The following is a 23,952-nucleotide window of genomic DNA, read 5'->3' as shown; positions in this document are numbered from 1 at the left end:
ACCTATCCTTATCCTTTGACCGCGCCGGCGGTCATGCCTGCGATCAGGCGTTTCTGTATGACGAGGAACAGCAGCGTTGCGGGCATCGCGCCGACGATCCCCCCCGCCGTCAGCAGCCCCCATTCGACCTGGTATTCCCCGATCAGCGTCTGGATGGCGACGGTGATGGGTTTCACGCTGCGCCCGCCCAGGGTCAGCGCGTAGAGGTATTCGTTCCATGCGGTGATGAAGATGTAGACGCCGGTGGCGATGATGCCGGGTGTGCAAAGCGGCAGCACCACCTTGAACAGCGCTCCGAAGCGGGTGCAGCCGTCGGTCATCGCCGCCTCGTCCAGCGAACGTGGAATGCCGTCGATATAGCTGGTCATCATCCAGACCGAGAAGGGGATCGCCACGGTGGAATTGGCGACGATCAGCGCGGCATAGGTATCGACCAGCCCGAGGTTCTTCATCAGGATGAACAGCGGCAGGATCAGCAGCACCAGCGGAAACATGTTGATGACCAGGAATTGCAGCATCAGCAGGCGCCGCCCCCGGAAGCGGAACCGCGAAAAAGCATAGGCGGCAGGCACAGCCAGGGCCAGGCCGACAATCACGGTGCCGCCGGCAACGATGAAGCTGTCCAGCAGGTTGGCACCGAACCCCACGGTCGAGAAAAGCCGCCAGTAGTTTTCCAGCGTCGCCCCCACCAGCGATGGCCCCTGGGTGAAGAGGTTGCTTTCCAGCGTCACCGAGGTAAGCGCCATCCAGAGATAGGGCGAGAGGGTGAAGACCAGGATCAGCGCGACAGGCAGATCCACGGTCAGGATGCGCCGCAGAAGCGAACGGTTGCGTACCATCATCCGATGTTCCTCCCGGCGCGGCGCAGGTACAGGATCACGAAGCCCAGAAGCAGGATCGTGAAGCTGACCGCAAGGGCCGAGCCATAGCCGTAATCAAGCCCGGTGCGCGCCTTCACGAAGGCATAGAGCGGCAGGGTATAGGTGGAATATCCCGGCCCGCCGCCCGTCATCACGAAGATCACGTCGATGGAATTGGCCACCCAGATCACCCGCAAGAGCGTGGCCGTCATCAGCACCCCCGCCAGGCCGGGCAGGGTGATGTGCCAGAACTGGCGGAACTGCGACGCGCCGTCGATCGAGGCGGCCTCGTAATAGCTTTTCGGGATGGATTGCAGCCCGGCCAGGATCATCACCGCGAAGAAGGGAAACCCCTGCCAGGTCAGCGTCAGGATGATGGCATAAAGGGCGGTGTCGGGATTGGCGAGCCAGGGAATCGAGCTTTCGATCACGTTCAGCCGCAACAGGAGGTCGTTCAGTACGCCGTAGTTGGAATCGTAGATCCAGACCCACATCAGCGCGATCACCACCGACGGCAGGGCCCAGGGAATGATGACCAGCGCCCGCGCCAGTCCGCGCCAGGGGAACTCCTGGTTCAGCAACAGCGCCGTGGCCAGACCCAGCAGCATCTGCGCGGGCACGGTGATGGCAATCCAAAGGACGGTGTGGCGCAGCGAGGTCCAGAACACCGGGTCCTGAAGGGCGGCGGTGAAATTCTTCAGCCCCACCCAGTCAAAATTCTTGGGGCGGAACAGGACATAGTCATGCAGGCTCATCCAGACGGCCTGCACCATGGGCAGGAAGACAATGGCCAGCGTCACCAGAACGGCAGGCGACAGCATGACAAGGGGCAGCACGCGGCGCGACAGGGGCACCGGCGGGGCGGTCGTGGCGGACATGGCGGGGCTTTCGGTTGCGCGGTTCGGCGGGCCCGGCAAGGGGCCCGCCAAGGGGCATCAGTCGTTGTACAATGCCTCGATCTCGGCGTTCATTTCCGCTGCGGTGATTTCACCGATCAGGGCGCGCTGCATGGCGACGGGCCAGACGGTATTGGCGAAATCGGCCGTTTCGCTGGTGTTGGGCAGCAGCTGCGCAAAGGGCAGCGAGGCAACCGTCGCATCCACGAAGCGCTTTTCGTGCACGTCCCAGCCCGCGCTGTCGGTTTTCGTCACCGGCAACTGGCCGGTGGCCTTGTTGAACTCGGTGTTGTTGCCGGGGCTGGACAGGAACGCGATCCATTTCCAGGCGGCTTCCTTGTCCTGGGCATCGGCGAAGACGGCGGTGCTTTCGTCGCCGAAGGATGTCCAGTGGTCGCCGCCGCATTCGGGCACCGGCACCGCCGACACCTTGTCGCCCAGGGCCTCGACCATGCCGGCGGACGAACCGATGTGGTGAATGGTCATGGCCGTGTTGCCGCCCTGAAAGGCGCCGATGATTTCCTTGAAGCCGTCGTTGGGCGCCGAGGGCGGGAACACCTTGTCCTTCTGGAACAGGTCCAGCACGAACTGCGTGCCAGCCACCCCGGCCTCCGAGGTCAGCTCACCGGGGCCAAAGCCCACGCCTTCGCGCGACAGGGTCAGGCTGGCCCAGTGATCGTGGCCGCCCTTGCCGCCGCGAAAGCCAAAGCCGTAAACGTCGGTCTGCCCGTCGCCGTCGGTATCGCGGGTCAGCGCCTTGGCGGCGTCGCGGAATTCATCGCAGGTGGTGGGCGGGGTCAGGCCCAGTTCCTGAAACATGTCGGTGCGATAATAGAGGTAGAGGATCACATATTGCACCGGCAGGTAGTACTGCTTGCCATCCGAGGCGGCGGTCAGTTTCAGCAGGTCGTCCTGAATTTCCGAGGTGCCCTCCCAGCCCTCAAGCCAGGCGTCCAGCGGTTCAAGCGCGCCCATTTCCATCAGGCGGGGCTGCGCGTTCAGCTTGACCAGCGCCGCATCCGGCCCGGTGCCGGCCACGATCGAGGTATAAAGCTGATCGTAATAGCTGTTCCAGGGCACGTTTTCCGCGTTCACGGTGATGCCGGGGTTCTCGGCCTCGAACTTCTCGACAAGGGACGACATCGGGTTGTCGGCATTGTCGAAGTGATACCAGAAGTTCACCTCCTGGGCCTGTGCGGTGCCGGTCAGCGCCGTAGCCGTCAGAAGGCCCGCAAGCAGGGTTCTGGTCTTGTGCGTCTCAGGTTTCATCTTCTCTCCTCCCATTTAACTCATGTTTCGCGTTGCGCGCGCGGTGCGGTCATCTCGCGAAAGGCGGCGCCGGCATCGGCCAGCGCCTGGCGTGCCTCTTCCAGGGCCAGCGTCATTTGCAGGAACCCGTGGATCACCCCCGGGTGCAGGCGGAACCGGTCGCGCCGGCCAAGGCCCGAGAGGCGCCGGAACATCGCTTCGGTGTCCGAACGCAGCGGGTCGATCTCGGCCGCGTTGAGATAGAGCGGCGGCAGGGCGGCCAGCGCGTCATCCCCGGCGGCCAGGGGCGCGACGCGCGGATCGCCGCGCTGCGCGTCGGCGGCGTACCAATCCCAGTAGCGGCGCATCTTGTCGCGCGTCAGGCCCGGGCCATCGGCACATTCCACATAGGACGGCGAATTGAAGTCGGTGCCATAGACGCCGTAAAACAACAGCCCGCAGGCCACCCGGGGCGCGTCGGACAGCATCAGCCCCATGGCCAGGTTCGCCCCGGCACTGTCACCGGCAAGGGCAATGGGGCCCGTCAGGCCGTCGAAGGGCGCATCGCCCGCCGCAAGGGCAGCCAGTACCGCGCCGCAATCGTCCAGCCCCGCGGGGTGGGGGAGTTCGGGGGCCAGGCGATAGTCGAACAGGATGACATTGGCCTGCGCCTCATCGGCGAGAACGCGGGCGCAGCGTTCGTGGCTGGTGAGCGACCCGAAGGCCCAGCCCCCGCCGTGAATGAACAGGATCGTCCCGCGCGGCGCGCCTTTCGGGGTCAGGATGCGGCAGGCAATTTCTCCGCCCGGACCCGACACAACCACATCGCGCACCGCCTGCATTTCCGGCAGATCGACGTTCCAGCGGTCGGTGCCGGCGGCGGCCTGCGCGCGCCCCTTTTCGGGCGGCAGAAGGGTGGGATCGGGCAGGTGGGCATCCTCGATCTCGAGCCGGGTCAGGATGGCGGACATTTCCGCCGAGGGACGAAGAGCGCTCATGTGTCACCGTTCAGGATGTTGGGGCCGAAATCTACGATGGTGGTGATGTGGTGCGACAGGGCCTGCGCCGCCCGGTCGGGATCTTCGGCGGCCAGGGCCTCGATGATGACGACATGGCGATTCGCGGTTTCGGTCAGGTCGCGGTTTTGGTCGGGGTGCAGGATCTTGTAGCGGTGCGCGTGGACCAAGGCGCGGGCCAGAACGGGCTGCACCGGCGGCAGGTCGGCATGGGCGAAAAGTTCGGCATGGAAGGCCCGGTCGTGCACCGACAGCAGGTATTCGTCACCGTCTTTCGCCGCCGCTTGCATCGCCGCAAGGTGAACGCCCATGGCATCGGCCAGCGCCTTGCCCTGATGGGCGATGGCCCGACGCACGCCGCGGCATTCGATGTCATGGCGCAGGCGGATCAGTTCTTCGGCGTCATCGGCCCGGCAATCGGCCACGGTGGTGCCGCGATGGGGCTGGCGGTGGACCAGCCCTTCCTCCTGCAACAGCAACAGTGCTTCGCGCACGGTGCCCTGGCTCACCTCGAACCGGTGGGCCAGGTCCAGTTCCAGAAGGGCCGACTGGGGCGCCAGCATGCCCAGCACGATTTCGCGTTGCAGGCTGGTGTAGATCAGGAACGACCGGCGTGATGCCGGCGCCTTGCCCGCCGCCGGGGCTGCGGGGCCGGCTGTCGCTGATCTGGTAAAATTCTCGACGGCCATGACGGCTCACTTGCTTTCCGTTATCATTATCAATAACGATAATACAAGAAACCGGAAACTGGCAAGCCCCAATCATGCGGGGCAGGATGGGAGAAGCGGCGGATGGCCACGATCACGCTGGACAAGATCGTCAAGAATTACGGTGCGGCGCGGGCGATCCACGGGATCGACCTGAACATCGAGGATGGCGAATTCGTCGCCCTTGTCGGGCCGTCGGGCTGTGGCAAGTCAACGCTTTTGCGGATGGTCGCCGGGTTGGAGGACATCACCGGCGGGCGGCTTCTGATCGGTGACAAGGTCGTGAATTCGGTCGAACCGCGCGACCGCGACATTGCCATGGTGTTTCAGGACTACGCGCTTTACCCGCACATGAGCGTGGCCGACAACATCGGTTTCGGGCTGAAGATGCGCAAGACGGATGCCGCCGACCGCAAGGCGCGCATTGCCGAGGCCGCCAAGATGCTTCAGATCGAGCAGCTTCTGGCGCGCCGCCCTGCCGAGCTTTCGGGCGGTCAGCGCCAGCGTGTCGCCATGGGCCGTGCCATCGTGCGCCGCCCTTCGGCGTTTCTGTTCGACGAACCGCTTTCGAACCTCGACGCCAAGCTGCGGGTCGAGATGCGCACCGAAATCAAGCGCCTGCACGGCCTGCTGGGGCGCACCACGATCTATGTCACCCACGACCAGGTCGAGGCGCTGACCCTGGCCGACCGGGTCGTGATCCTGAAGGAAGGGCGCATCCTTCAGGAAGGCCCGCCGCTGACCCTTTATGAATCTCCGGCAACACGCTTTGTCGCCGAATTCATCGGATCGCCCCAGATGAACCTTTTCGAAGGCGTCGTGCGACACGCGGGCGACACCCCGAGGGTCGAGATTGACGGTGTCAACCTGCCCTTCGGCCGCATCGCGGCGCAGGACGGCGAAAAGGTGCATCTTGGCGCCCGCCCCGAGGCAATCTGCCCCTGCGCCGAAAGCGAGGCCGACCTCGTGGCGCGGGTCGAGGTGTTCGAGCCGTTAGGGTCCGACACCATGGTATCGGCCCGCATCGCCGGTGCCATGGCGGTTGTCCGGCTGACCCCGGAAACGCCGGTCGCGCGCGACATGGCGCTGCCGCTGCGGTTCGACCGGGCCAAGCTGCACCTGTTCCACGCCGGAACCGGTGACAGGATCGCCAGCGAAAGCGCGGCGTAAGGGCCCGTCAGCGCCCGACCGAGTTGCGCCAGATCATCCGCGTGGGCAGGGTGACGCGCCCCGGCGTGTCGCCCTCTTGCCCCAGCGAGGAAATGGCGGTGCGGGCGATCTCTTCGACCGGTTGGCGAAAGGTCGTCAGGGCATAACCTTCCCAGCCGGCCTGTTCGATGTCGTCAAAGCCCAGCACCGAAAGATCGCGCGGCACCTCCAGGTGAAAGCGTTGCCGCGCCGCATCCATGACCCCGCAGGCCATCAGGTCGGTCACGCAGAAGATGCCGTCGGGCCGGTCGGGGCGGGCCAGCAGGCGGGTGCCAAGATCAAGCCCCGTCTGATATGACGTCGGCCCGCCCTGTTCCTGCAGAACCGGAATGCCGGCCTCTCGTGCCGCACCCAGAAACCCGTTCGCGCGGTCGGTCAGGCTGGGCGTGCCGGCGCCCGAATTGGCCAACGCCAGCCGCTTGCACCCCGCCGCATGCAGCGCCGCGAAGGCCTGCCGCCCGGCCAGATCGTCATCGACCCGGATCAGCAGCGTGCCGCTGCGCGCCTCGTCACGGTTGATCAGCACGAGATGCATGCCGTTGCGCAGGCAGGTTTCGGTAAGCGAGATGTTGGGCATCCCCGACAGGACGATGGCCGCGTCGGTGCGATAGGCGATGGCCTGGCGCAGGGCCAGGGTGACGCTGTCGTCGGAACGGTCGGTGTTGATCAGCAACCCCACCTTCCCCGCCGCCTGCAACCTTTCGGTCAGGGCGGCCAGCAGGGAAGCGCGATAGGGTGTGCTCATCTCGGCGGCGATCAGCGCCACCAGCCCGGTGCGCGCCGTGATCAGCCCACGCGCCAGGTGGTTGACCTGATAGCCCAGCCGTTCGGCCGCCGCCTCGATCTTGGCGCGGGTTTCGGGTGAAACGGAAGCGCCGGGGGTGAAGGCGCGCGACACTGCCGTGCGCGACACGCCGGCCGCCTCGGCCACGTCACGGGCGCTGACCTGTCGCTTGACCATGGTGCGGCGCACTCCTGTGCATATCCCATTTCCCGACTTCCAGTCATATGGGGATGAAGTTTTGTTGACAACATTCGATTCGATGTGCAGCGTGATGCACAGCTGTGCAAAGCAGTCTGCCCCACAAAGCGGGCAAATGGGAGGATAGAATGAAGACATTGAAAGTTGCCCTTCTGGGCGGAGTGGCCTTTTTGCCCGCAAGTGCGATGGCGGCAGAGATGAACCTGATCTGCTCGGCCGACGTGGTGATCTGCGAAAAGCTGGTCAGCGCGTTCGAGGAAAGCCATGCCGACATCGACGTGAACATGGTGCGCCTCTCCTCGGGTGAGGCCTATGCCAAGATCCGCGCCGAAGCGCGCAACCCCCAGACCGATCTGTGGTGGGGCGGCACCGGCGATCCGCACCTTCAGGCCGGGCAGGACGGGCTGACCGCCGAGTACAAGTCACCCATGCTGGAGCAGTTGCAGCCCTGGGCGCAGGGCCAGGCCGAAACCTCGGAATACCGCACCGTGGGTGTCTATTCCGGCGCGCTTGGCTGGGGTTACAATACCGATATCCTCAAGGAAAAGGGGATCGAGCCGCCGATGTGCTGGGCCGATCTTCTGAACCCGGCGCTGAAGGGCGAAATCCAGATCGCCGACCCCAACTCGTCGGGCACGGCCTATACCGCGCTGGCCACCCTGGTTCAGCTGATGGGCGAGGACGAGGCGTTCGACTTCCTCAAGAAGATGCATGCCAACGTGTCGCAATACACCAAGTCGGGCTCGGCCCCGGTGAAGGCAGCGGCGCGTGGCGAAACCGGGCTGGGCATCGTATTCCAGCATGATGCCGTGTCCCAGGCGGTTGCCGGCTTCCCGATCGGCGTCGTGGCGCCCTGCGAAGGCACCGGTTACGAAATCGGCTCGATGTCGCTGGTCGAGGGCGGCCAGAACCCCGACGAGGCCAAGGTGTTCTACGACTGGGTGCTGACCCCCGAAGTGCAGGGCCTGATGCCCGAGGCCGGATCGTTCCAGATCCCGTCGAACGCATCGGCCACGGCCCCCAAGGAGGCACCCGATCTGTCGACGATCAAGCTGATCGACTATGACTTCGGCGAATATGGCAGCGCCGAGCGGCGCAAGGCGCTGTTGTCGCGCTGGGATGACGAAATCGGCAGCCTGCCGCTGCAATGATCGTGACCGGGGCGCGCGTGTCCTGCGCGCGCCCCATCCTGCCCGCGAACCACCGGACATCCCATGACATCGAAAGACAACCGCAGGCTTGACCTGATCCTTGCGGCCGGGCTGATCGCGCTTGTCGCATTGCCCTGGTATCGCTTCAACGGCGGCTTCTTCGGCCTGGAATGGCTGGGCGAGTTGTACAGTGCCGCCAAGGTGCGACCCGGCGCGGTTCAGGCCCTGACCGGGCGTTGGCAGCTTTGGCCGGTCATCGCGCTGATCGCCGTGGCGGCGGGCCTGCGGTTCATGCGCCCGGCGGGGCCGCCCCGCGGCAAGGCGCTGGCCTGGGTCGGGGCCATCGGCATCGCCTGGATGCTGGCCGAGGGGCTGTCGGTCGGGCTGCGCGGCTGGAACTGGGGCCTGCTTGAGGCGACCTTCGGCGATGTCGCGGGCCAGCCCGCCTTCGGGGCGGGCGCGGTGATCGTGGGCGTCGTCTTTGCCCTGCTGATCGCCTTCGGCGCGGCCGAGCGGGGGGCGCTGAAGGGGGATGCCTTCGTCCTTGCGTCGATCACCCTGCTGGTGCTGCTGGTGGCGGTCTTCGTCTTCTACCCGCTGGTGTCGATGTTCACCGGGGCCTTCCAGAATTTCGACGGGTCGTTCACCTCGGAGGGGGTACGCAACAACATCGTCGACCCCAAGATCTGGTCGCTGGCCTGTCTTGCGGGGGGCAACTGCGGGATTGCCTGGCGCACCTTCTTTCTGGCCATCTGCACAGCGACGGGTACAACCCTGCTGGGTCTGGTCTTTGCGCTGGTGGCCACGCGCACCGGGTTCCGGTTCAAGAAATCCCTGCGCCTGCTGACGGTGCTGCCGATCATCACACCGCCTTTCGTGGTGGGGCTGGCGCTGACCATGCTTCTGGGCCGCTCGGGCAGCCTGACCCAGGTGATCGAATCCGCCACCGGGTGGGAGCTGGGTCGCTGGCTTTACGGGCTCACCGGTATCTGGATTGCCCAGATGCTCAGCTTCACGCCGATTTCCTTTCTGGTGCTGATCGGCGTGGTCGAAGGCATTTCCCCCAGCATGGAAGAGGCCAGCCAGACCCTGCGCTCGGACCGCTGGCGCACCTTCCGCAAGGTATCGCTGCCGCTGATGGCGCCCGGGCTGGCCAATGCCTTTCTCATCGGGTTCATCGAATCCATGGCCGATTTCGGCAACCCGCTGGTTCTGGGCGGATCGGGCGGCGTGTTGTCGACCGAGATCTTCTTTGCCGTCGTCGGCGCCCAGAACGACCCGGCGCGCGCCGCCGTTCTGGCCAGCGTTCTTCTGGTCTTCACCCTTTCCGCCTTCCTGGCGCAACGGCTTTGGCTGGCGGGCAAGAATTATTCGACCGTGACCGGCAAGGGGGATGGCGGCCGACATATCGCGCTGCCCCGCCGCGTGGCCTGGCCGGTGATTTCCGTCGCCGTGGCCTGGGCCGCCTTCACCATCACCGTCTACGGCATGATCGTCTTTGGCGGCTTCGTGAAGGTCTGGGGGCTGGATCATTCGCTGACCTTCGATCACTACATCCGCGCCTTCGGCGTGGCCTGGGACGGCGGCATCCGCTGGACCGGCGTGGCCTGGGACAGTTTCTGGACCACCATGGAAATCGCCCTGATCGCCGCGCCGCTGACCGCCGCCGTCGGGTTGCTGACCGCCTGGCTGATCGTGCGCCAGCGATTTCCGGGCCGCTCGGTCTTCGAATTCGCCCTGATGATGAGCTTTGCAATCCCCGGCACCGTCATCGGCATCAGTTATATCATGGCGTTCAACCTGCCGCCGTTGCAGATGACCGGCACCGCCGTGATCCTGATTGCCTGTTTCGTCTTCCGCAACATGCCGGTGGGCGTGCGCGGCGGGGTGGCGGCCATGGCCCAGCTTGACGGTTCGCTGGACGAGGCATCGCTGACCCTTGGCGCGGGATCGGCCCGCACCATGCGCAAGGTGATCCTGCCGCTGATGCGCCCCGCGATCCTGGCCGCGCTGGTCTACAGTTTCGTGCGGGCGATCACCTCGATTTCCGCGGTGATCTTCCTGGTCAGCGCGAAATACAACATGGCGACGGCCTATATCGTCGGGCTGGTCGAGAACGGGGAATACGGCATCGCCATCGCCTATTCCTCGGTCCTGATCCTGGTGATGATCACGGTGATCGGCGGGTTCCAGTTGCTGGTGGGCGAACGCCGCCTGCGCCGCCCCGGCGATACCTCAGCCGCGCCCCCCCTTGCAAAGGATGCAGCCACATGACCCAGAAACGAGGTGCGGTCGAATTCCGCGCCGTGCGCAAGAACTTCGGCGCCTTCACCGCCATTCCCGACCTGTCGCTGGCCATCGAACCGGGCGAGTTGGTGACGCTTCTGGGCCCCTCGGGCTGTGGCAAGACAACGACCCTTCGGATGCTGGCCGGGCTGGAAAGCCCCAGCGACGGGCAGATCCTGATCGGCGGGCAGGATGTCACCCGGCTGCCGGCCGACCGGCGCGACGTGTCCATGGTGTTTCAAAGCTATGCCCTGTTTCCGCATATGACCGTGGGTCAGAACGTGGCCTACGGGCTGGAATCCGGCGGCATGAAACCCGGCCCCGCACGCGAACGCGCCACCGAAACCCTTGATCTGGTGGGCCTTGCGGGCCTTGAAAAACGTCTCCCGGCCGAGCTTTCGGGCGGGCAGCAGCAGCGGGTTGCCGTGGCGCGGGCGCTGGTTCTTGAACCGCAGGTCCTGTTGCTGGACGAACCGCTGTCCAACCTCGACGCACGCCTGCGCCGCCGCGTCCGGACCGAGATTCGCGAGTTGCAGCAAAGGCTGGGCTTCACCGCCGTCTATGTCACCCACGACCAGGAAGAAGCGCTGGCCGTTTCCGACCGTATCGTGGTGATGAAGGAAGGCCGGGTGGCGCAGATGGGCAGCCCGCGCGAATTGTACGAATCCCCCGCCTCGGAATTCATCGCCGATTTCATCGGCGAGGCGAACGTGGTGGATGGCCAGGTCGTTTCGGTCGAGGGCGATGTGGCGCAAGTTGAACTCGGGGGTGCAACCGTGGCGCTTCCGGCGCGCGGGTTGCAACCGGGCCCGGCGCGGGTGTCGTTTCGCGCCAATGCCGTGCGGGTCACCACCGGAGGGCAGGGGATCGCGGGCACGATTGCAACTTCGGCCTACCTGGGCGATCACGTCGAATACGAGATCGACGGCCCCCTTGGCCGCATCTTCGTGGTGGACGACGAAAGCGAAACGCCATTGCGCCCCGGATCGGCGGTGGTACTTGAACTGCGCCCGCGGGGGCTGGCGCTGATCCCGGAGGGGACATGAACGATACCGAATTGATGGCCGAACGGCAGCGCGTGGCGGAGCGCATTGCGCAGGAGGCGGGCGCCCTGGCGCTGGATTACTTCCGCCGCCGCGATGCCCTGGTGATCGAAACCAAGCGCCATATCACCGATCTGGTCTCCGAGGCCGACCGCGAGGTCGAAACCCTGATCCGCGATGCCCTGACCCGCGCCTTTCCCGACGATGCGCAACTGGGCGAGGAACACGGGCTGAGCGAAGGGACCAGCGGCTTCACCTGGGTGATCGACCCGATCGACGGCACCGCGCCCTACCTGAACGGGCTGCCCGGCTGGTGCGTGTCCATCGGCGGCTGCGACAGCGAAGGCCCCGCCCTGGGCGTGATCGTGGCCCCGGTTCTGGACGAAACCTTCAGCGCGCGGCGCGGGCAGGGGGCAAACCTGAACGGCGCGCCGATCCGCGTGACCGGAGGCGATCTGCGCTCGGGGCTTCTGGGCATCGGGGCGAACGACAGGATTCCGGCCGAAAAGGTAGGCCGCATGTTGACCGACCTGATGACGGCGCAATCGGCCTGGGTGCGCTATGGCTCGGGGGCGCTGATGCTGGCCTGGGTCGCGGCGGGCCGTCTGGTGGGCTATGCCGAACCAAGGATGAGCGCCTGGGACTGCATGGCCGCCTATTGCCTGATCCTTGAGGCAGGGGGCAAGGTGATGCCCTTCCCGGATGGCGACGCCCTGGTGCGCCCGGCCCCCGTTCTGGGCGCCGGTCCGGGTGTCTTCGATGAACTGACGGGCATCTGCGCCTTCGGAACCGCCCCCGACTGGTAACACCGAGAATCAACATGTGGCGCGCATCCCCCGGGGCTGCGCACCCATGCACCGATCGCGCGCCCGGGCCGGCGCCCCATTGCCGACCCTTTCGAAACAGGCCGCCCGCCCGACATCCCCCTTCGTAAAAGTCCGCGCGCCTCGGTTGTGCCGCCTTGTCGCCCTCCATCCCGCTCGCATTCACGCCTGGCAGTGCCATAAATCCCCCGCCAGCAAGGGTTTTGCTTCAACTCGCGTGCCCGTCCGTGGGGCCGCGCGGACACAAATCCGGCACCTCGAAGGGCTGGTTCTCTACCCTTCCATTTTTCGCAAACGAAAAAGAATTTGCATTTGAGAAAATTGTCTGCTTGGATCGCGGCAGGGAGGAACGATTGATGCCGGATTCACCTGTCAAGGGCGTGGCCTGGGACCACCGACGCTGCTGGGGTCCTCTGGATGCCGATGCCAACAGCCTGGCCCGGTCGGGTGGGCTGACGGTAAACTGGGAAAGACGCTCGCTTTTCAGCTTCGGCGAGGGCGATCTTGAGCCCTTCTGCGATGCCGCCGACATGGTGATCTTCGACCATCCCTTCACCGGTGATGTCGCCCGGCGCGGGCTGATGCACGACCTGACCGAATGGCTGACGCCCGATGATATCGCGGTGTTCGAACGGAACGCCGTGGGCGGATCGTTCGATTCCTACAAGTTTGAAGGCGGGATCTATGGCCTGCCGGTGGATGCGGCGGCCACCACCGCCGCCTGGCGCGCCGACCTACTGGCCGACATGGGGCAGAAAGTGCCCGTGACCTTCGAAGAGGTTCTGGCCCTGGGCGCCGAGGCGCGCCGCCACGACAAGTGGATCGCCTGGCCCGCCAAACCCACCGACCTGATGTGCGGATACATCGCCATGGCTGTCAGCCTGGGCCATGAACCGGGCAGCGGCGATGGCCCCTTCGTGCCACGGGATCTGAGCGAGGATCTGATTGCGCGGCTGGTGGCCCTGAGAAAGGTGATCCACCCTGAATCGGTGGGCTGGAACCCGATCCGCCTTTTCGATCACATGACCAGCGCCGACGACGTTCTCTATACGCCCTATGCCTTCAACTATGTGAATTACGCCAGCCATCCCACACGGCCGCTCAGCTTTGGTGCGCCGCCGCGCCATGGGGCGGGGCCGGGGCGCGGGCTTCTGGGTGGGGCCGGTATCGGGATCAGCACCCGCTCGGGCGATCCCAAGCGCGCCTTCGACTATGCCATGCGGCTGGTTGCCCCCGAATTCCAGGCCGGGCCCTATGTTGCCAACGGCGGGCAGCCCGGCATGCGCGCGGCCTGGCAATCGGAAGACTGCGATCGCATGACCAACGGCTTTTTCTCAAGCTGCCTCAAGGCGATGGACGATGCCTTCCTGCGGCCCAACCTGCCCGGTTTCGTGCCCTTCTTTCACGACGCGACCGAACGCCTGGCCGCCGTGGTGAACGATGGCGCGTCCCACGACGATTACTGGAACTGGCAGACAGAAACCCATGACGCCCTGCGCGACAAGCGCAAGGTCGCCGCCCGCTAGCGGCACCCATGACGAAAGTGCCGGCGGGAGGGCCGGTGAACCCTGGAGGAGGAAGACCCATGAAAGCGACGACAAGACGGATTTCGGCCCTTGCGATTGCAGTGGGCGTGACGGCCAGCGGCGCCTGGGCGCAGGAGACGCCCAAGCGCATCGGCTATATCGTGAACTATGCCACCCACGAATGGTATCAGAACGTCATCAAGGGCATGGAGGCCCGTGCCGACGAACTGGGCATCGAGGTCGAGGTGATCGACGCCAATCTCGACATTGCGAAACAGGTGGCCGCCGCCGAGGATTTCATGGCGCGTCAGATCGACGTGCTGGTGATGACGCCGGTGAACGAACAGGGTGTCGTGCCCATCGTGCGGCGCGCCAAGGCCGACGGCGTGCCCCTGGTGATCGAGGGCAACCCCGTTCCGGGCATGCAGACCATGGTTGCGATCTGTGATTACGATACCGGCTATTCCGCCGGCGTGGTGGCGGGCGAGATGCTGAAGGGTGAAGGCGACGACGCGCCGCGCGTGATGAACGTGGGCCTCCCGCTGCTTTCGGCCACGATCCTGCGCAGCCAGGGCTTCATGGATGGCATTCAGACCATCTATCCCGAGGCCGAGATGGTTCATGATCTTGACGGCGGCGGCAACCCGGACCGCGCGCAAGAGGTGTCTTCGGCCGCCCTGGCCGCGGATTCCGACATCGACGTGATCTATGGCATCAACGATTCCTCGGCCCTTGGCGGCTTGCAGGCCTGGCGCGCCGCCGGCCTGCCCGAGGACGATCTTCTGGTGGTGGGCACCGGCAGCGAGGGCCTGGCCTTCCTGAACGAGATGCAGACCGAAGGCCCCTTCAAGATCGAGGCGGCGATGTTCCCGGAAAAGATCGGCTATACCCTTGTCGATACCGCCGTGTCGCTGTTCCAGGGCGAAGACTTGCCCGAGCATGTGGTCAGCCCGACAACCGCCGTCACCTTCGACGAGGTGGGCCAGTTCTACAGCTATGACGGCACATCGCGCCAGATCCAGTGGGATGGCATCAATGCCCTGCCCGTGCCCGAGGCCTGCATGAAATACGCCTCGGATCTCTGATCTGTCCAAGTGACGGCGCGCCGGGCAGTCCGGCGCGCCGAACCACCGAACTGCAAGGGGTTTGCCCATGGCCAGCACCGAAACCCACGATACCCCCGGCCTTTTCCGCCGTGTGATGGAATCCGAACATGGCTTTCTTGCGCTGGTGCTGATCGTTCTGGTGGTCGGGCTGGGCCTGGCGACCGACCGTTTCCTGACCGGCAGCAACGCCGTGGCGATCCTGCATCAATCCTCGCTGGTGTTGATCGTGGCGGTGGGGATGACACTGCTTCTGATCACCGCCGAGGTCGACATCTCGGTGGGGGCCAGCCTTGCCTTTGCCTCGTGCATCGTGATGGCCACGATCAACGCAACGGGCAGTATCGCACTGGGGGCGCTGGCCGGGGTGGCCTTCGGGGCGGGGATCGGCCTGATCAATGCCCTTGTCACCACGGTGCTGCGGGTGAATTCGCTGATCGGCACCATTGCCATGATGATGATGCTGAACGGCGGGGTCTACCTGTTCACCCGCGAGGCGGTGCAGAACCATCACCAACTGCCGCTCTTTCCCAAGATCGCGACCGGCTTCATCGCCGGTATCCCGGTGCCGGTGCTGATTGCCGCCGTGGTGGCGGCCGTGGGCTGGATCGCCCTGTCGCGCACCCGCATCGGGCGACTCTTCCTGGCCACCGGCGCCAACCCCCGCGCCACGCGCCTGTCGGGATATTCTCCCGAACGGTTCAAGACGGTGGCCTTCGTTGTCACCGGCGCGTTGGTGGGGCTGGCGGCGGTCGTCCTGGCCTCGCTTCTGAACGCGGGGCAGCCGACGGCGGGGCAGGGGTTTGAACTGACCGTGATCGCCGCCGTCCTTCTGGGCGGAACCAGCCTGATGGGCGGGCGCGGCACGGTGCTGGGCACGATCCTTGCGGTGCTGATCCTCAAGGTGATCGACAACGGCATCATCCTTTTGCGCTGGAACCAGGATCTTCAGATCATCGTGCCCGGCATCGTGCTGATCCTCGCGCTTTACATGGACCAGCGGAAGAGGGGGCATCATGCCGGATAAGACGAAACAGGCCCCCGCGCTGCGCGTCAGCGGGCTGACCAAGCGCTTTCCCGGTGTGCTGGCGCTGGACGACGTGAGCCTTGAGGTGCACAGCGGCGAGGTTCTGGCCCTGCTGGGCGAAAACGGCGCCGGTAAATCCACCCTCATCAAGATGCTGGCCGGGGTCTATGTGCCCGATGGCGGCACCATCGAAACCAAGGGGCAGGAACGCCACTTCACCTCGCCCGCCGATGCGCTGGCCGCCGGTATCAAGGTGGTGTTCCAGGAAATCGCGCTGGTGCCCGAATTTACCGTGGCCGAGAACATCTTCCTCGAAGATCACCTGGCCGGGCGCTTCGGCAAGGTGGGCTGGCGCGAAATCCGCCGCCGCGCCGCCGAGATATTCGAGCGCGCGGGCTTTGACATCGACCCCGACGCCAAGGTGCGCGACCTGCCCATCAGCCAGCAGCAGCTTGTCGAAATCTCGCGCGCCCTGGCCCACGAGGCCGAGATCGTCATCATGGACGAACCCACCTCGTCGCTGACCCCGGCCGAGGTGCGCCACCTGTTCCAGGTGATCGAACGGCTGAAATCCCTGGGCATCGCCATCATCTACGTCAGTCACAAACTTGAGGAAATCTTCGAGATTGCCGACCATTGCACCGTCCTGCGCGACGGGCGCTGGGTGTCGAGCAAGCCGACGGCCGAACACACCAACGCCAGCCTTGTCACCGACATGGTGGGCCGCGAGATCACCGACATGTTCCCCCGCACCGACCGCACGCCGGGCGAAACGCTGGTAAAGGTCGAAGGGCTTTCGACCCGCCGGCTTCTGAAAGACCTGTCCTTCGATGTGCGCGCGGGCGAGGTTGTGGGGTTCTTCGGCCTGATGGGGGCGGGGCGTACCGAACTGGCCAAGGCGCTGGTGGGATATGATCCGATTTCCGAAGGCACGATCCGAATTGCCGACAAGCCCCTGTCGCCCCACGACACCCGCACCGGCAAAGCGCTGGGAATCGGGCTGCTCTCCGAGGACCGCAAGGAAGAGGGGCTGATGCTGGACACCAGCGTCACCCGCAACATGACCCTGGCAACGCTTGACCGGTTCACAAAGGCCGGGTTCGTCGATACCGCCGCCGAAACGAAGGCGGCGCAGGGTTATACCGACCGGTTCCGCATCAAGATGGCGCGGCTGGACCAGGCGATCCGCACCCTATCGGGGGGCAACCAGCAGAAGGTGCTTCTGTCACGCTGGCTGATGCACGGGCTGAAGGTGATCGTGCTTGATGAACCGACCCGCGGCATCGACGTGGGCGCCAAGGCGGAAATCTTCGCGCTGATCGACGAACTGGCGGCCGAGGGCTTTGCCGTGATCCTGATGACATCGGAAATGCCCGAGCTTCTGGGCCTGTCGGACCGGATTTTCGTTCTGTCGGGCGGGCGGATCACCGGATCGTTCGACCGTGCCGGGGCAACGCAGGAAGGGGTACTGGATGCCGCAATCAAATAAGGCCCTGCGCATTGTCGCCGCCAATGGCGAAGTGGCGCTGATCGTCACGCTGGCCGTGGTGATCGCCGTGTTTTCCGGGCTGTCCGAGTATTTCTTCACCCTGCGCAACCTGACCAATGTGCTGGGCCAGGCCTCGATCATCCTGCTGATCGCCACCGGCGTTGCGGTGGCGCTGATCGGGGGCGAGGTTGATCTGTCGGTGGGTTCCACCGTCGCGGCGGTGGCCATTCCCCTGATCGGGATCATGAATGCCACCGGATCGCTGACCCTTGGCATTGCCGGGGCGCTGGCGCTGGGGCTGCTGATCGGGGCGGTGAACGGATACCTTTCCGCCTACATGCGGATCAACTCGCTGATCGTGACGCTGGGCACGCTGTTCCTGATCCGCGGCGGCGTCTATCTTTATACCGGGAAAAGGGCCACCGCCGATACCGCCTATCTGGACAGTTTCTTTGCCATCGGCAACGGGCGGCTTTTCGGCATCCTCCCCTATCCCGCCGTGATCGCCGGGGTGGTTGTGATCGCGGTGATCTGGGCCATGCGGCACCTGCGGTTCGGGCGGCGCATCTATGCCGCGGGCGGCAGCGCCGAGGTGGCGCGCCTGGCCGGCTTCGACGTGGCACGCATCAAGTTCGCCTGTTTCATCATCAGCGCACTGATGGCGACGCTGGCCAGCATCCTTCTGGCCTCGCGTCTTGGCGCGGCGGTGCATACGGCGGGCGACGGATACGAATTCCAGGCCATCGCGGCGGTGGTTCTGGGGGGCGTCAGCCTGGCGGGCGGGGTTGGCAATATTCTTGGCGTCGTGCTGGGGGTGCTGATCCTGGCCTTCGTGTCGAACGGGCTGGGCATGATCAACGCGCCCACGGAATGGCAACTGGTCATCACCGGGCTTGTCATCATCGCCGCCGTGGCGTTGGATTCCCTGAAGAAGCGATGGAGGTAACGGACATGGGCAGAGTGCAGGACAAGGTCGTCGTCGTCACCGGCGGCGCGGCCGGGATCGGACATGCCATCGCCCAAGGCATGGCGCAGGAAGGCGCGCAGGTCGTGCTGGGCGATATCGACGACGCGGCAGGCGAAGCGGTGGCCAGCGCCATCGGCGGCACCTTCCGGCATTGCGACGTGTCGTCCTTTGACGATGTAAGCGCACTGATCGAAGCCACCGTGCAGAAACATGGCCGGATCGATGTTCTGGTCAACAACGCCGCCGTGCCCATCGGCGGCATGCCGGTGCATGACATGACGCTGGAGCAGTGGGACAAGCTGATCGCGACCAACCTCAGCTCGGTCTTTTATGGCGTGAAGGCCGCCCTGCCGCACATGATCGCGGCGGGGAAGGGGGCCATCGTCAACATGGCCTCGGCCCAGGGGCATGTCGGGCTTGATGGCTGGACGGCCTATTCCGGCGCCAAGGGGGCGATCATGTCGATGACGCGCCAGATGGCGGTTGAGTTCGGGCCGAAGGGCATCCGCGTCAACTCGATCTCGCCGGGGACGATCGACACGCCGATGAACCAGCAGGTGGTGGCCGAGCTGGGCACCCATCTGACCGATACCTGGGTGAAGATGCACCCCATCGGACGGATCGGCAAACCGCAAGAGGTGGCCGAGGCCGCGATCTATCTGGCCTCGGACGCCGCAGGATTCACAACAGGCGTCGATCTGAAGGTCGACGGAGGATTGTCGGGCGCACCGCGTTTCGTGCCCGAATTCTTCATGCCAAGGGAAAGTTGAAGGAAACGAAATGGAAAAGGCACTGGACGGCATCAAGGTCCTGGATTTCAGCCATCTGTTGCAGGGGCCGCTGGCCACGCAGATGCTGGGGGACATGGGCGCCGACATCATCAAGATCGAACGCGCGGGCAAGGGCGACATGTTCCGCGGCATGACCTTCTTCAACGAATGGGTCGGCGGCAGTGAAAGCCCCAGCTTCCTGTCGTGGAACCGCAACAAGCGGTCGATCGCCCTGAACCTCAAATCGCCCCGGGTGCATGAGATCATCATGGACATGGCAAAGTCCGCCGACGTGGTGGTGCAGAACTTCCGCCCCGGCGTGCTGGAGCGGTTGGGCTATGGCTATGAGGATTTCCGCAAGGTGAACGAGAGGATCATCTATTGCTCCGGTTCCGGCTATGGCGAAAGCGGGCCCTACGTGTCACGCCCCGGGCAGGACATGCTAATTCAGGGGCTGACGGGGGTGGCCGCCGCCACCGGGCGCGGCGATCAGCCGCCGGTGCCGCTGGGCGCGGGCCTTCCCGACCAGTTGGGCGCGATGAACATGGTCTATGGCATCCTGGCCGCGCTGGTCTGGCGCGAACGGTCGGGCAAGGGCCAGAAGATCGAGGTGAACCTCATGGCCTCGCTCATGGCGCATCTGAACCAGGAATATGTGTCCGTGATGAACCTGGGCCGCGATTTCGAACGCCCCAATTCCGGCATCGGCCACCCGGGCGCCGAAGCGCCCTTCGGCATCTATGCCACCCGTGACGGCAAATATGTCTCCATCGCCATGAGCCCGTTCCGGCACCTGATGGAAACGCTGGGGGCCGAGCACCTGCTGCACTACGACACCCGCGATCAGCTTTACGCCAAGCGCGACGAGATCTGGGAGGCGGTGAACGAGGTGACGAAGGGCTTTGACTGCGAAGAGCTGTTGCAGATTCTTCTCGACGCCGATGTCTGGACTGCCGAGGTCAAGGATTTCCGCGGCGCAACGCAGGACCCGCAGGTGGAACACCTGGGCATCATCCAAAGCTATCACCACCCCAAGGCGGGCGAAGTGAAGGGCATCGGCCCCATCGTGCGGATGAGCGCGACGCAGCCTGAAATCCGCCGCCCGGCCCCGATGATCGGCGAACACGGGCGCGAGATACTGGCCGAATACGGCATCGATTCCGATGAGATCGCCGCGCTGGAACAGGCGGGCGACCTGACCGTGGAAGAGGCGTGATGGACAAGGCCCGCACCCTTGCCTGGCGGCATGGCGTCGTCAGCGTCAATGCCCTGGGCGGAATGATCGGGCCGACCTCCTTCGTTCTGGGGGACGGGCGGCAGGTCAGCCCGTTCCACATCGCCCCGTGGTTCGACGAACCCGAGGTGACGGCCCAGGGCGGGCTGACGGCGGGCTTGCGCGGTGAATGGCCCTGCGTGCCCTTCGGCTATCCCTTTCCCTCCGACGACTATCCCGCCGACTGGCCCGGCGAGATCGAGGCGCGGGCAGAGGTGGAACACCCTCACGGCTATGCCTCGAACGTCGATTGGACCTTCGAGGCGGCGGCCGAAGACCACATCGCCCTGCGCGTCGATTACCCCGAGGATCACGCGGTGAAGTGCCTGCGCCGGGTGGTGCGGCCCGACCCGGATGCCGCCGCGCTGGATTTCGAACTGACCGTGACCATGCGCCGCGCGTCCTGCGAACCCCTGGCGCTGCATGGCTGTTTCGCCTTGCCCCGCGCGGTGGGGCGGGCGGTGATCGAACCGGGCCGCTTCATGCGCGGCTGGACGCACCCGGCCACCGTAGAACCCGAGGCGCCGATCTTTGCCAGCGCCAAGGCGTTCGACAGCCTGAATGCCGTGCCGGGGCGCAGCGGCGGCATGATCGACGCCGCGCTGCTACCCTTCGATGCGCCGGGCGAAGACCTGTTGGAGCTTGACGGGATGGCGGGGCCAATCGCCCTGGCCAATCACGACGCCGGCTATCGCATGACCTTTGACTGGGACCGCGACGTTCTGCCCAGCCTGCTGATCTGGTATTCCAACCGGGGCCGCAGTGCCGCGCCCTGGAAGAGCCGGCACCTCTGCGTGGGGTTGGAGCCGCTGTGTTCGCCCTTCGGCATGTCGCCCGACATGGCCCGCGCCGAAAACCCCATCAACGCGACCGGCACGCCCACCTGTGTGCCGCTGACACTCGATACCCCCCTCACGATCCGCTATCGCATCTCGGTGGCGGAACTGGAGCGTTCATGAAGACCCTCGTCAAACCCAACCGCCCCCCGTTCCTGACGCTGAGCGAACTGGCCGATCAGGTCACCTCGGGCAGCTCCATTTCCATCGGCGGGCACCACTTTGCCCGCCTGCCCATGGCCCTGATCCGCGAGTTGGCGGGGCGCGATTTGCGCGACCTGCGGTATCTAAGCTGGGCGGGTGGCCTGCCGCTGGAATTCCTGCTGGAGTCGGGCGCCGTGGGCAGCATCGACATCTGTTTTTCCAGCCTCGACATCTTCGGGCTGGCCCCCCGTTTCCGCCGCGCGGTGGAATCTGGCGAGGTGCCGATGAACGACTGGCCCGCGCTGGCCCTGATCAATGCCTTCCGCGCCCGTGAACAGAACCTGCCCTTCCTGCCCATGCAGGTGCCCGAGGGCGCCTCGGTGATGGAGCGTTGCCCTGCGATGCACCCCTTCACCGATCCCGTCTCGGGGCGCGACATGGCGCTGGTCGAAGCGCGCGAGATCGACGTGTTCCTGATGCACGCGGCCCGCGCCGATACGCAGGGCAACGTGGAAATCGTGGGCGCCCATGCTCTGGACAAGGTGCAGGCGGGCGCGGCGGCAAAGGTTCTGGTGACGGTCGAAGAGATCGTGCCGGTGGGAACGCTCAACCGCGACGGGCGCGGCGTGGTGATCGGGCGCAACAAGATCAGCGCCATCGCCCATGTGCCGGGCGGTGCCTATCCCTGTTCCTGCCTGCCCCATTACGCCAACGACTGGCCCGCCCTGCGCCGTCTGGCCGAAAGCCGCGATCTTCGCGCCACGGCCGAGGAAATCGGTAGCACGGTGCCCCGCCGCCTGCGGCTGGCCGCGAAGGCCCCCCGCGCCGCCATGCGGGCCGACCGGTTCCGCCCACTGGCGGTGGCCGACGACACCCCGGCCACGGTGGACGAGATCATGGCGGTGCGCATCGCCCGAACGCTGGACAACGACAGCTATGCCAGCGCCGGGGCCGTTTCGCCCCTGGGCAACGTGGCCTACCGGCTGGCGAAGATGACCCATGCGCCGGACATGATCATCACCACGCTCAGCGGCGGGCATGTGGACATCGCCGCCGGGCCCATGTCGCTTACCATGGTCGAGGCGATGGATGCCGACTCTGCCGTCCAGCTGACCGGTGGCGAAGATACCTATTGGAACGCATACCAGGGCGGTTTCGTCACCAGCGAGATCGTGGGCACCGCCCAGATCGACGCGCAGGGCCGCACCAATACGCTTGAGATCAGCAAGCCTTCGGGCGGCAAGCTGCGCCTGCCGGGGCAGGGGGGCATGGCCGATGTGGCCAACATGCACCGGGATTTCGTGGTCTACGTCCCGCGCCACAGCGCGCAGGCGCTGGTGGAAACGGTCGAGGTGGTCAGCGCTGCCCGTGGCATCCGCGACGCCAAGGCGCGACAGGCGGCGGGGTATCGCCCCGGCGATACGCTGGTCTTCACCAACCTCTGCGTCTTCCGCCATGATGAGGGCGCCGGGCAACTGGTGGTGACCGAGATCATGCCGGGCGTCAGCCGCGACCAGATCACCGAGGCGACCGGGTTCAAGACCCTGTTCCACCCGAACTGCCGCGAAGTCGAACCGCCCAGTGCCGAAGACCTGTTCCTGCTGCGCAACCATGTTGACCCGATCGGGTTGCGGCGGTTGGAGTTTGTCGGCTCGAAAGACCGCGCCGCCCTTCTGGACGATGTGCTGGCGCGCGACCGGGCGGCCACGCTGAAGGTGGTCGGACTGAGCGAAACGGAGGATGAGACGTGAAACCCCTGCTTCCCGACAGTGCCGCATCTGTCTTCTTCGACGGCACCTTCTCCGAACCCCGCCTGGCCCATCCCGAGGGCGTGGCGGTTCACCCCGACGGATCGGTCTGGGCCGGAACTGAACGTGGCGAACTGGTGCGCATCGCACCCGATGGTTCGGGGATCGAACTGATGGGCAGCACCGGCGGCTTCCTTCTGGGCATCGCCTTTGACGGGGCCGGAAACTGCTTTGCCTGTGACATGAAACATGCCGCCGTTTTCCGCTATGACGCAAGAACCGGCGCCTTCGACAGCTTCGCCTCGGGGGGCATCGACGTGCCGAATTACGCCGTGGTGGATGATGCGCGCGGCCATCTCTATGTGTCGAATTCCATCGAACCCGACGGATCGGTCTATCGCTACGATCTTGCCACCGGAGAGGGCGCCCGCTGGACAACCGAACCGCTGTGCTTTGCAAACGGCATGGCCATGAAACCCGACGGCAGCGGGCTTTACGTTGTCGAAAGCATGAAATCGCGCCTGTCCTTCGTGCCCATCGGCAACGACGGCGCACCGGGGGCCGCGCAGGTGGTCACTGACGGCCTTGAGACCGTACCCGATGGCGTGATGGTCATGGACAACGGCGACATCCTGATCTCGAACTACGAACCCTCGCGCATCTGGCGCTGGTCCGAAGGTGCCGGGCTGGAACTTCTGGTGGAAGACCGGATGGCGACGGTTCTGGCACATCCCACCAACATCGCGCTAAAAGACGGCAACCTGGTGACGGCCAACCTGGGCCGTTGGCACATCAGCCACGTCGATCTGGCCGGGTTGTACAACGGATGACATAGACAGGAGCGAGA

The 23,952-nt window shown here is 65.4% G+C and carries 21 protein-coding genes; 15 read left to right on the top strand and 6 right to left on the bottom strand.

The window, feature by feature from the left end; all coding sequences use genetic code 11:
- Positions 1–8 precede the first annotated feature (8 nt).
- From H7828_RS11550 to H7828_RS11530, 5 genes are read right to left on the bottom strand one after another with little or no spacing between them, the layout of a single operon-like run.
- Positions 9–842, bottom strand: coding sequence for a carbohydrate ABC transporter permease (locus H7828_RS11550; protein WP_226781191.1), 834 nt, complete (start codon positions 840–842; stop codon positions 9–11).
- The gene (locus H7828_RS11545; protein ID WP_226781190.1) at positions 839–1,738 is read right to left on the bottom strand and encodes a carbohydrate ABC transporter permease; all 900 of its coding nucleotides are present in this window, start codon (positions 1,736–1,738) and stop codon (positions 839–841) included. Before H7828_RS11545 ends, H7828_RS11550 begins: the two co-directional genes overlap by 4 nt.
- A 57-nt stretch (positions 1,739–1,795) precedes the next feature.
- Positions 1,796–3,025: an ABC transporter substrate-binding protein gene (locus tag H7828_RS11540; protein ID WP_226781189.1), complete on the bottom strand. Its 1,230-nt coding sequence runs from the start codon at positions 3,023–3,025 to the stop codon at positions 1,796–1,798.
- A 20-nt stretch (positions 3,026–3,045) separates the two neighbouring features.
- On the bottom strand, positions 3,046–4,002 hold the full coding sequence (locus tag H7828_RS11535; RefSeq protein WP_226781188.1) for an alpha/beta hydrolase fold domain-containing protein: 957 nt from the start codon (positions 4,000–4,002) through the stop codon (positions 3,046–3,048).
- Positions 3,999–4,709, bottom strand: coding sequence for a GntR family transcriptional regulator (locus H7828_RS11530; protein ID WP_226781187.1), 711 nt, complete (start codon positions 4,707–4,709; stop codon positions 3,999–4,001). Before H7828_RS11530 ends, H7828_RS11535 begins: the two co-directional genes overlap by 4 nt.
- A 102-nt stretch (positions 4,710–4,811) precedes the next feature.
- Here H7828_RS11530 and H7828_RS11525 point away from each other — a divergent pair, with 102 nt between their 5' ends.
- Positions 4,812–5,897 carry an ABC transporter ATP-binding protein gene (locus H7828_RS11525; RefSeq protein WP_226781186.1) on the top strand — a complete coding sequence of 362 codons (1,086 nt, stop codon included), beginning with the start codon at positions 4,812–4,814 and terminating at the stop codon, positions 5,895–5,897.
- A 7-nt stretch (positions 5,898–5,904) separates the two neighbouring features.
- Here the strand turns inward: H7828_RS11525 and H7828_RS11520 are convergent, their stop codons facing one another.
- Positions 5,905–6,897, bottom strand: a complete 993-nt coding sequence (locus H7828_RS11520; protein WP_226781185.1) for a LacI family DNA-binding transcriptional regulator — start codon at positions 6,895–6,897, stop codon at positions 5,905–5,907.
- A gap of 149 nt (positions 6,898–7,046) precedes the next feature.
- Here H7828_RS11520 and H7828_RS11515 point away from each other — a divergent pair, with 149 nt between their 5' ends.
- The 14 genes from H7828_RS11515 to H7828_RS11450 all read left to right on the top strand — a co-directional run bounded on the left by H7828_RS11515 (position 7,047) and on the right by H7828_RS11450 (position 23,935).
- Positions 7,047–8,069 carry an ABC transporter substrate-binding protein gene (locus H7828_RS11515; protein ID WP_226781184.1) on the top strand — a complete coding sequence of 341 codons (1,023 nt, stop codon included), beginning with the start codon at positions 7,047–7,049 and terminating at the stop codon, positions 8,067–8,069.
- 63 nt (positions 8,070–8,132) lie between these two features.
- Positions 8,133–10,343, top strand: a complete 2,211-nt coding sequence (locus tag H7828_RS11510) for an ABC transporter permease (protein ID WP_226781183.1) — start codon at positions 8,133–8,135, stop codon at positions 10,341–10,343.
- Positions 10,340–11,401, top strand: coding sequence for an ABC transporter ATP-binding protein (locus H7828_RS11505; protein WP_226781182.1), 1,062 nt, complete (start codon positions 10,340–10,342; stop codon positions 11,399–11,401). Before H7828_RS11510 ends, H7828_RS11505 begins: the two co-directional genes overlap by 4 nt.
- Positions 11,398–12,204: an inositol monophosphatase family protein gene (locus tag H7828_RS11500; RefSeq protein WP_226781181.1), complete on the top strand. Its 807-nt coding sequence runs from the start codon at positions 11,398–11,400 to the stop codon at positions 12,202–12,204. Before H7828_RS11505 ends, H7828_RS11500 begins: the two co-directional genes overlap by 4 nt.
- A gap of 374 nt (positions 12,205–12,578) precedes the next feature.
- Complete coding sequence (locus H7828_RS11495; RefSeq protein ID WP_226781180.1) at positions 12,579–13,748, top strand: extracellular solute-binding protein; 1,170 nt, start codon at positions 12,579–12,581, stop codon at positions 13,746–13,748.
- A 59-nt stretch (positions 13,749–13,807) separates the two neighbouring features.
- Entirely contained in the window at positions 13,808–14,833 is a 1,026-nt protein-coding gene (locus H7828_RS11490; protein WP_226781179.1) for a sugar ABC transporter substrate-binding protein, read from the top strand.
- A 67-nt stretch (positions 14,834–14,900) separates the two neighbouring features.
- On the top strand, positions 14,901–15,878 hold the full coding sequence (locus H7828_RS11485; protein WP_226781178.1) for an ABC transporter permease: 978 nt from the start codon (positions 14,901–14,903) through the stop codon (positions 15,876–15,878).
- Positions 15,868–17,367 (top strand): sugar ABC transporter ATP-binding protein, encoded by a 1,500-nt coding sequence (locus H7828_RS11480; protein WP_226781177.1) that lies wholly within the window; start codon positions 15,868–15,870, stop codon positions 17,365–17,367. Before H7828_RS11485 ends, H7828_RS11480 begins: the two co-directional genes overlap by 11 nt.
- Positions 17,351–18,313 carry an ABC transporter permease gene (locus H7828_RS11475; protein WP_226781176.1) on the top strand — a complete coding sequence of 321 codons (963 nt, stop codon included), beginning with the start codon at positions 17,351–17,353 and terminating at the stop codon, positions 18,311–18,313. Before H7828_RS11480 ends, H7828_RS11475 begins: the two co-directional genes overlap by 17 nt.
- A 5-nt stretch (positions 18,314–18,318) precedes the next feature.
- Entirely contained in the window at positions 18,319–19,104 is a 786-nt protein-coding gene (locus tag H7828_RS11470) for an SDR family NAD(P)-dependent oxidoreductase (RefSeq protein ID WP_226781175.1), read from the top strand.
- 10 nt (positions 19,105–19,114) lie between these two features.
- Positions 19,115–20,320, top strand: a complete 1,206-nt coding sequence (locus tag H7828_RS11465) for a CaiB/BaiF CoA transferase family protein (protein WP_226781174.1) — start codon at positions 19,115–19,117, stop codon at positions 20,318–20,320.
- The gene (locus H7828_RS11460) at positions 20,320–21,336 is read left to right on the top strand and encodes a hypothetical protein (protein WP_226781173.1); all 1,017 of its coding nucleotides are present in this window, start codon (positions 20,320–20,322) and stop codon (positions 21,334–21,336) included. The genes H7828_RS11465 and H7828_RS11460 overlap by 1 nt, the downstream gene beginning before the upstream one ends.
- Positions 21,333–23,108 (top strand): CoA-transferase, encoded by a 1,776-nt coding sequence (locus H7828_RS11455; RefSeq protein ID WP_226781172.1) that lies wholly within the window; start codon positions 21,333–21,335, stop codon positions 23,106–23,108. The genes H7828_RS11460 and H7828_RS11455 overlap by 4 nt, the downstream gene beginning before the upstream one ends.
- The gene (locus H7828_RS11450) at positions 23,105–23,935 is read left to right on the top strand and encodes an SMP-30/gluconolactonase/LRE family protein (protein ID WP_226781171.1); all 831 of its coding nucleotides are present in this window, start codon (positions 23,105–23,107) and stop codon (positions 23,933–23,935) included. The genes H7828_RS11455 and H7828_RS11450 overlap by 4 nt, the downstream gene beginning before the upstream one ends.
- The last annotated feature ends 17 nt before the right edge of the window (positions 23,936–23,952 follow it).

This window comes from Oceaniglobus trochenteri (genome assembly GCF_020529025.1).
Lineage (GTDB): Bacteria > Pseudomonadota > Alphaproteobacteria > Rhodobacterales > Rhodobacteraceae > Oceaniglobus > Oceaniglobus trochenteri.
The sequence above is the reverse complement of the archived record's forward strand: the minus strand, read 5'-3'. Positions and strand labels throughout refer to the sequence as shown.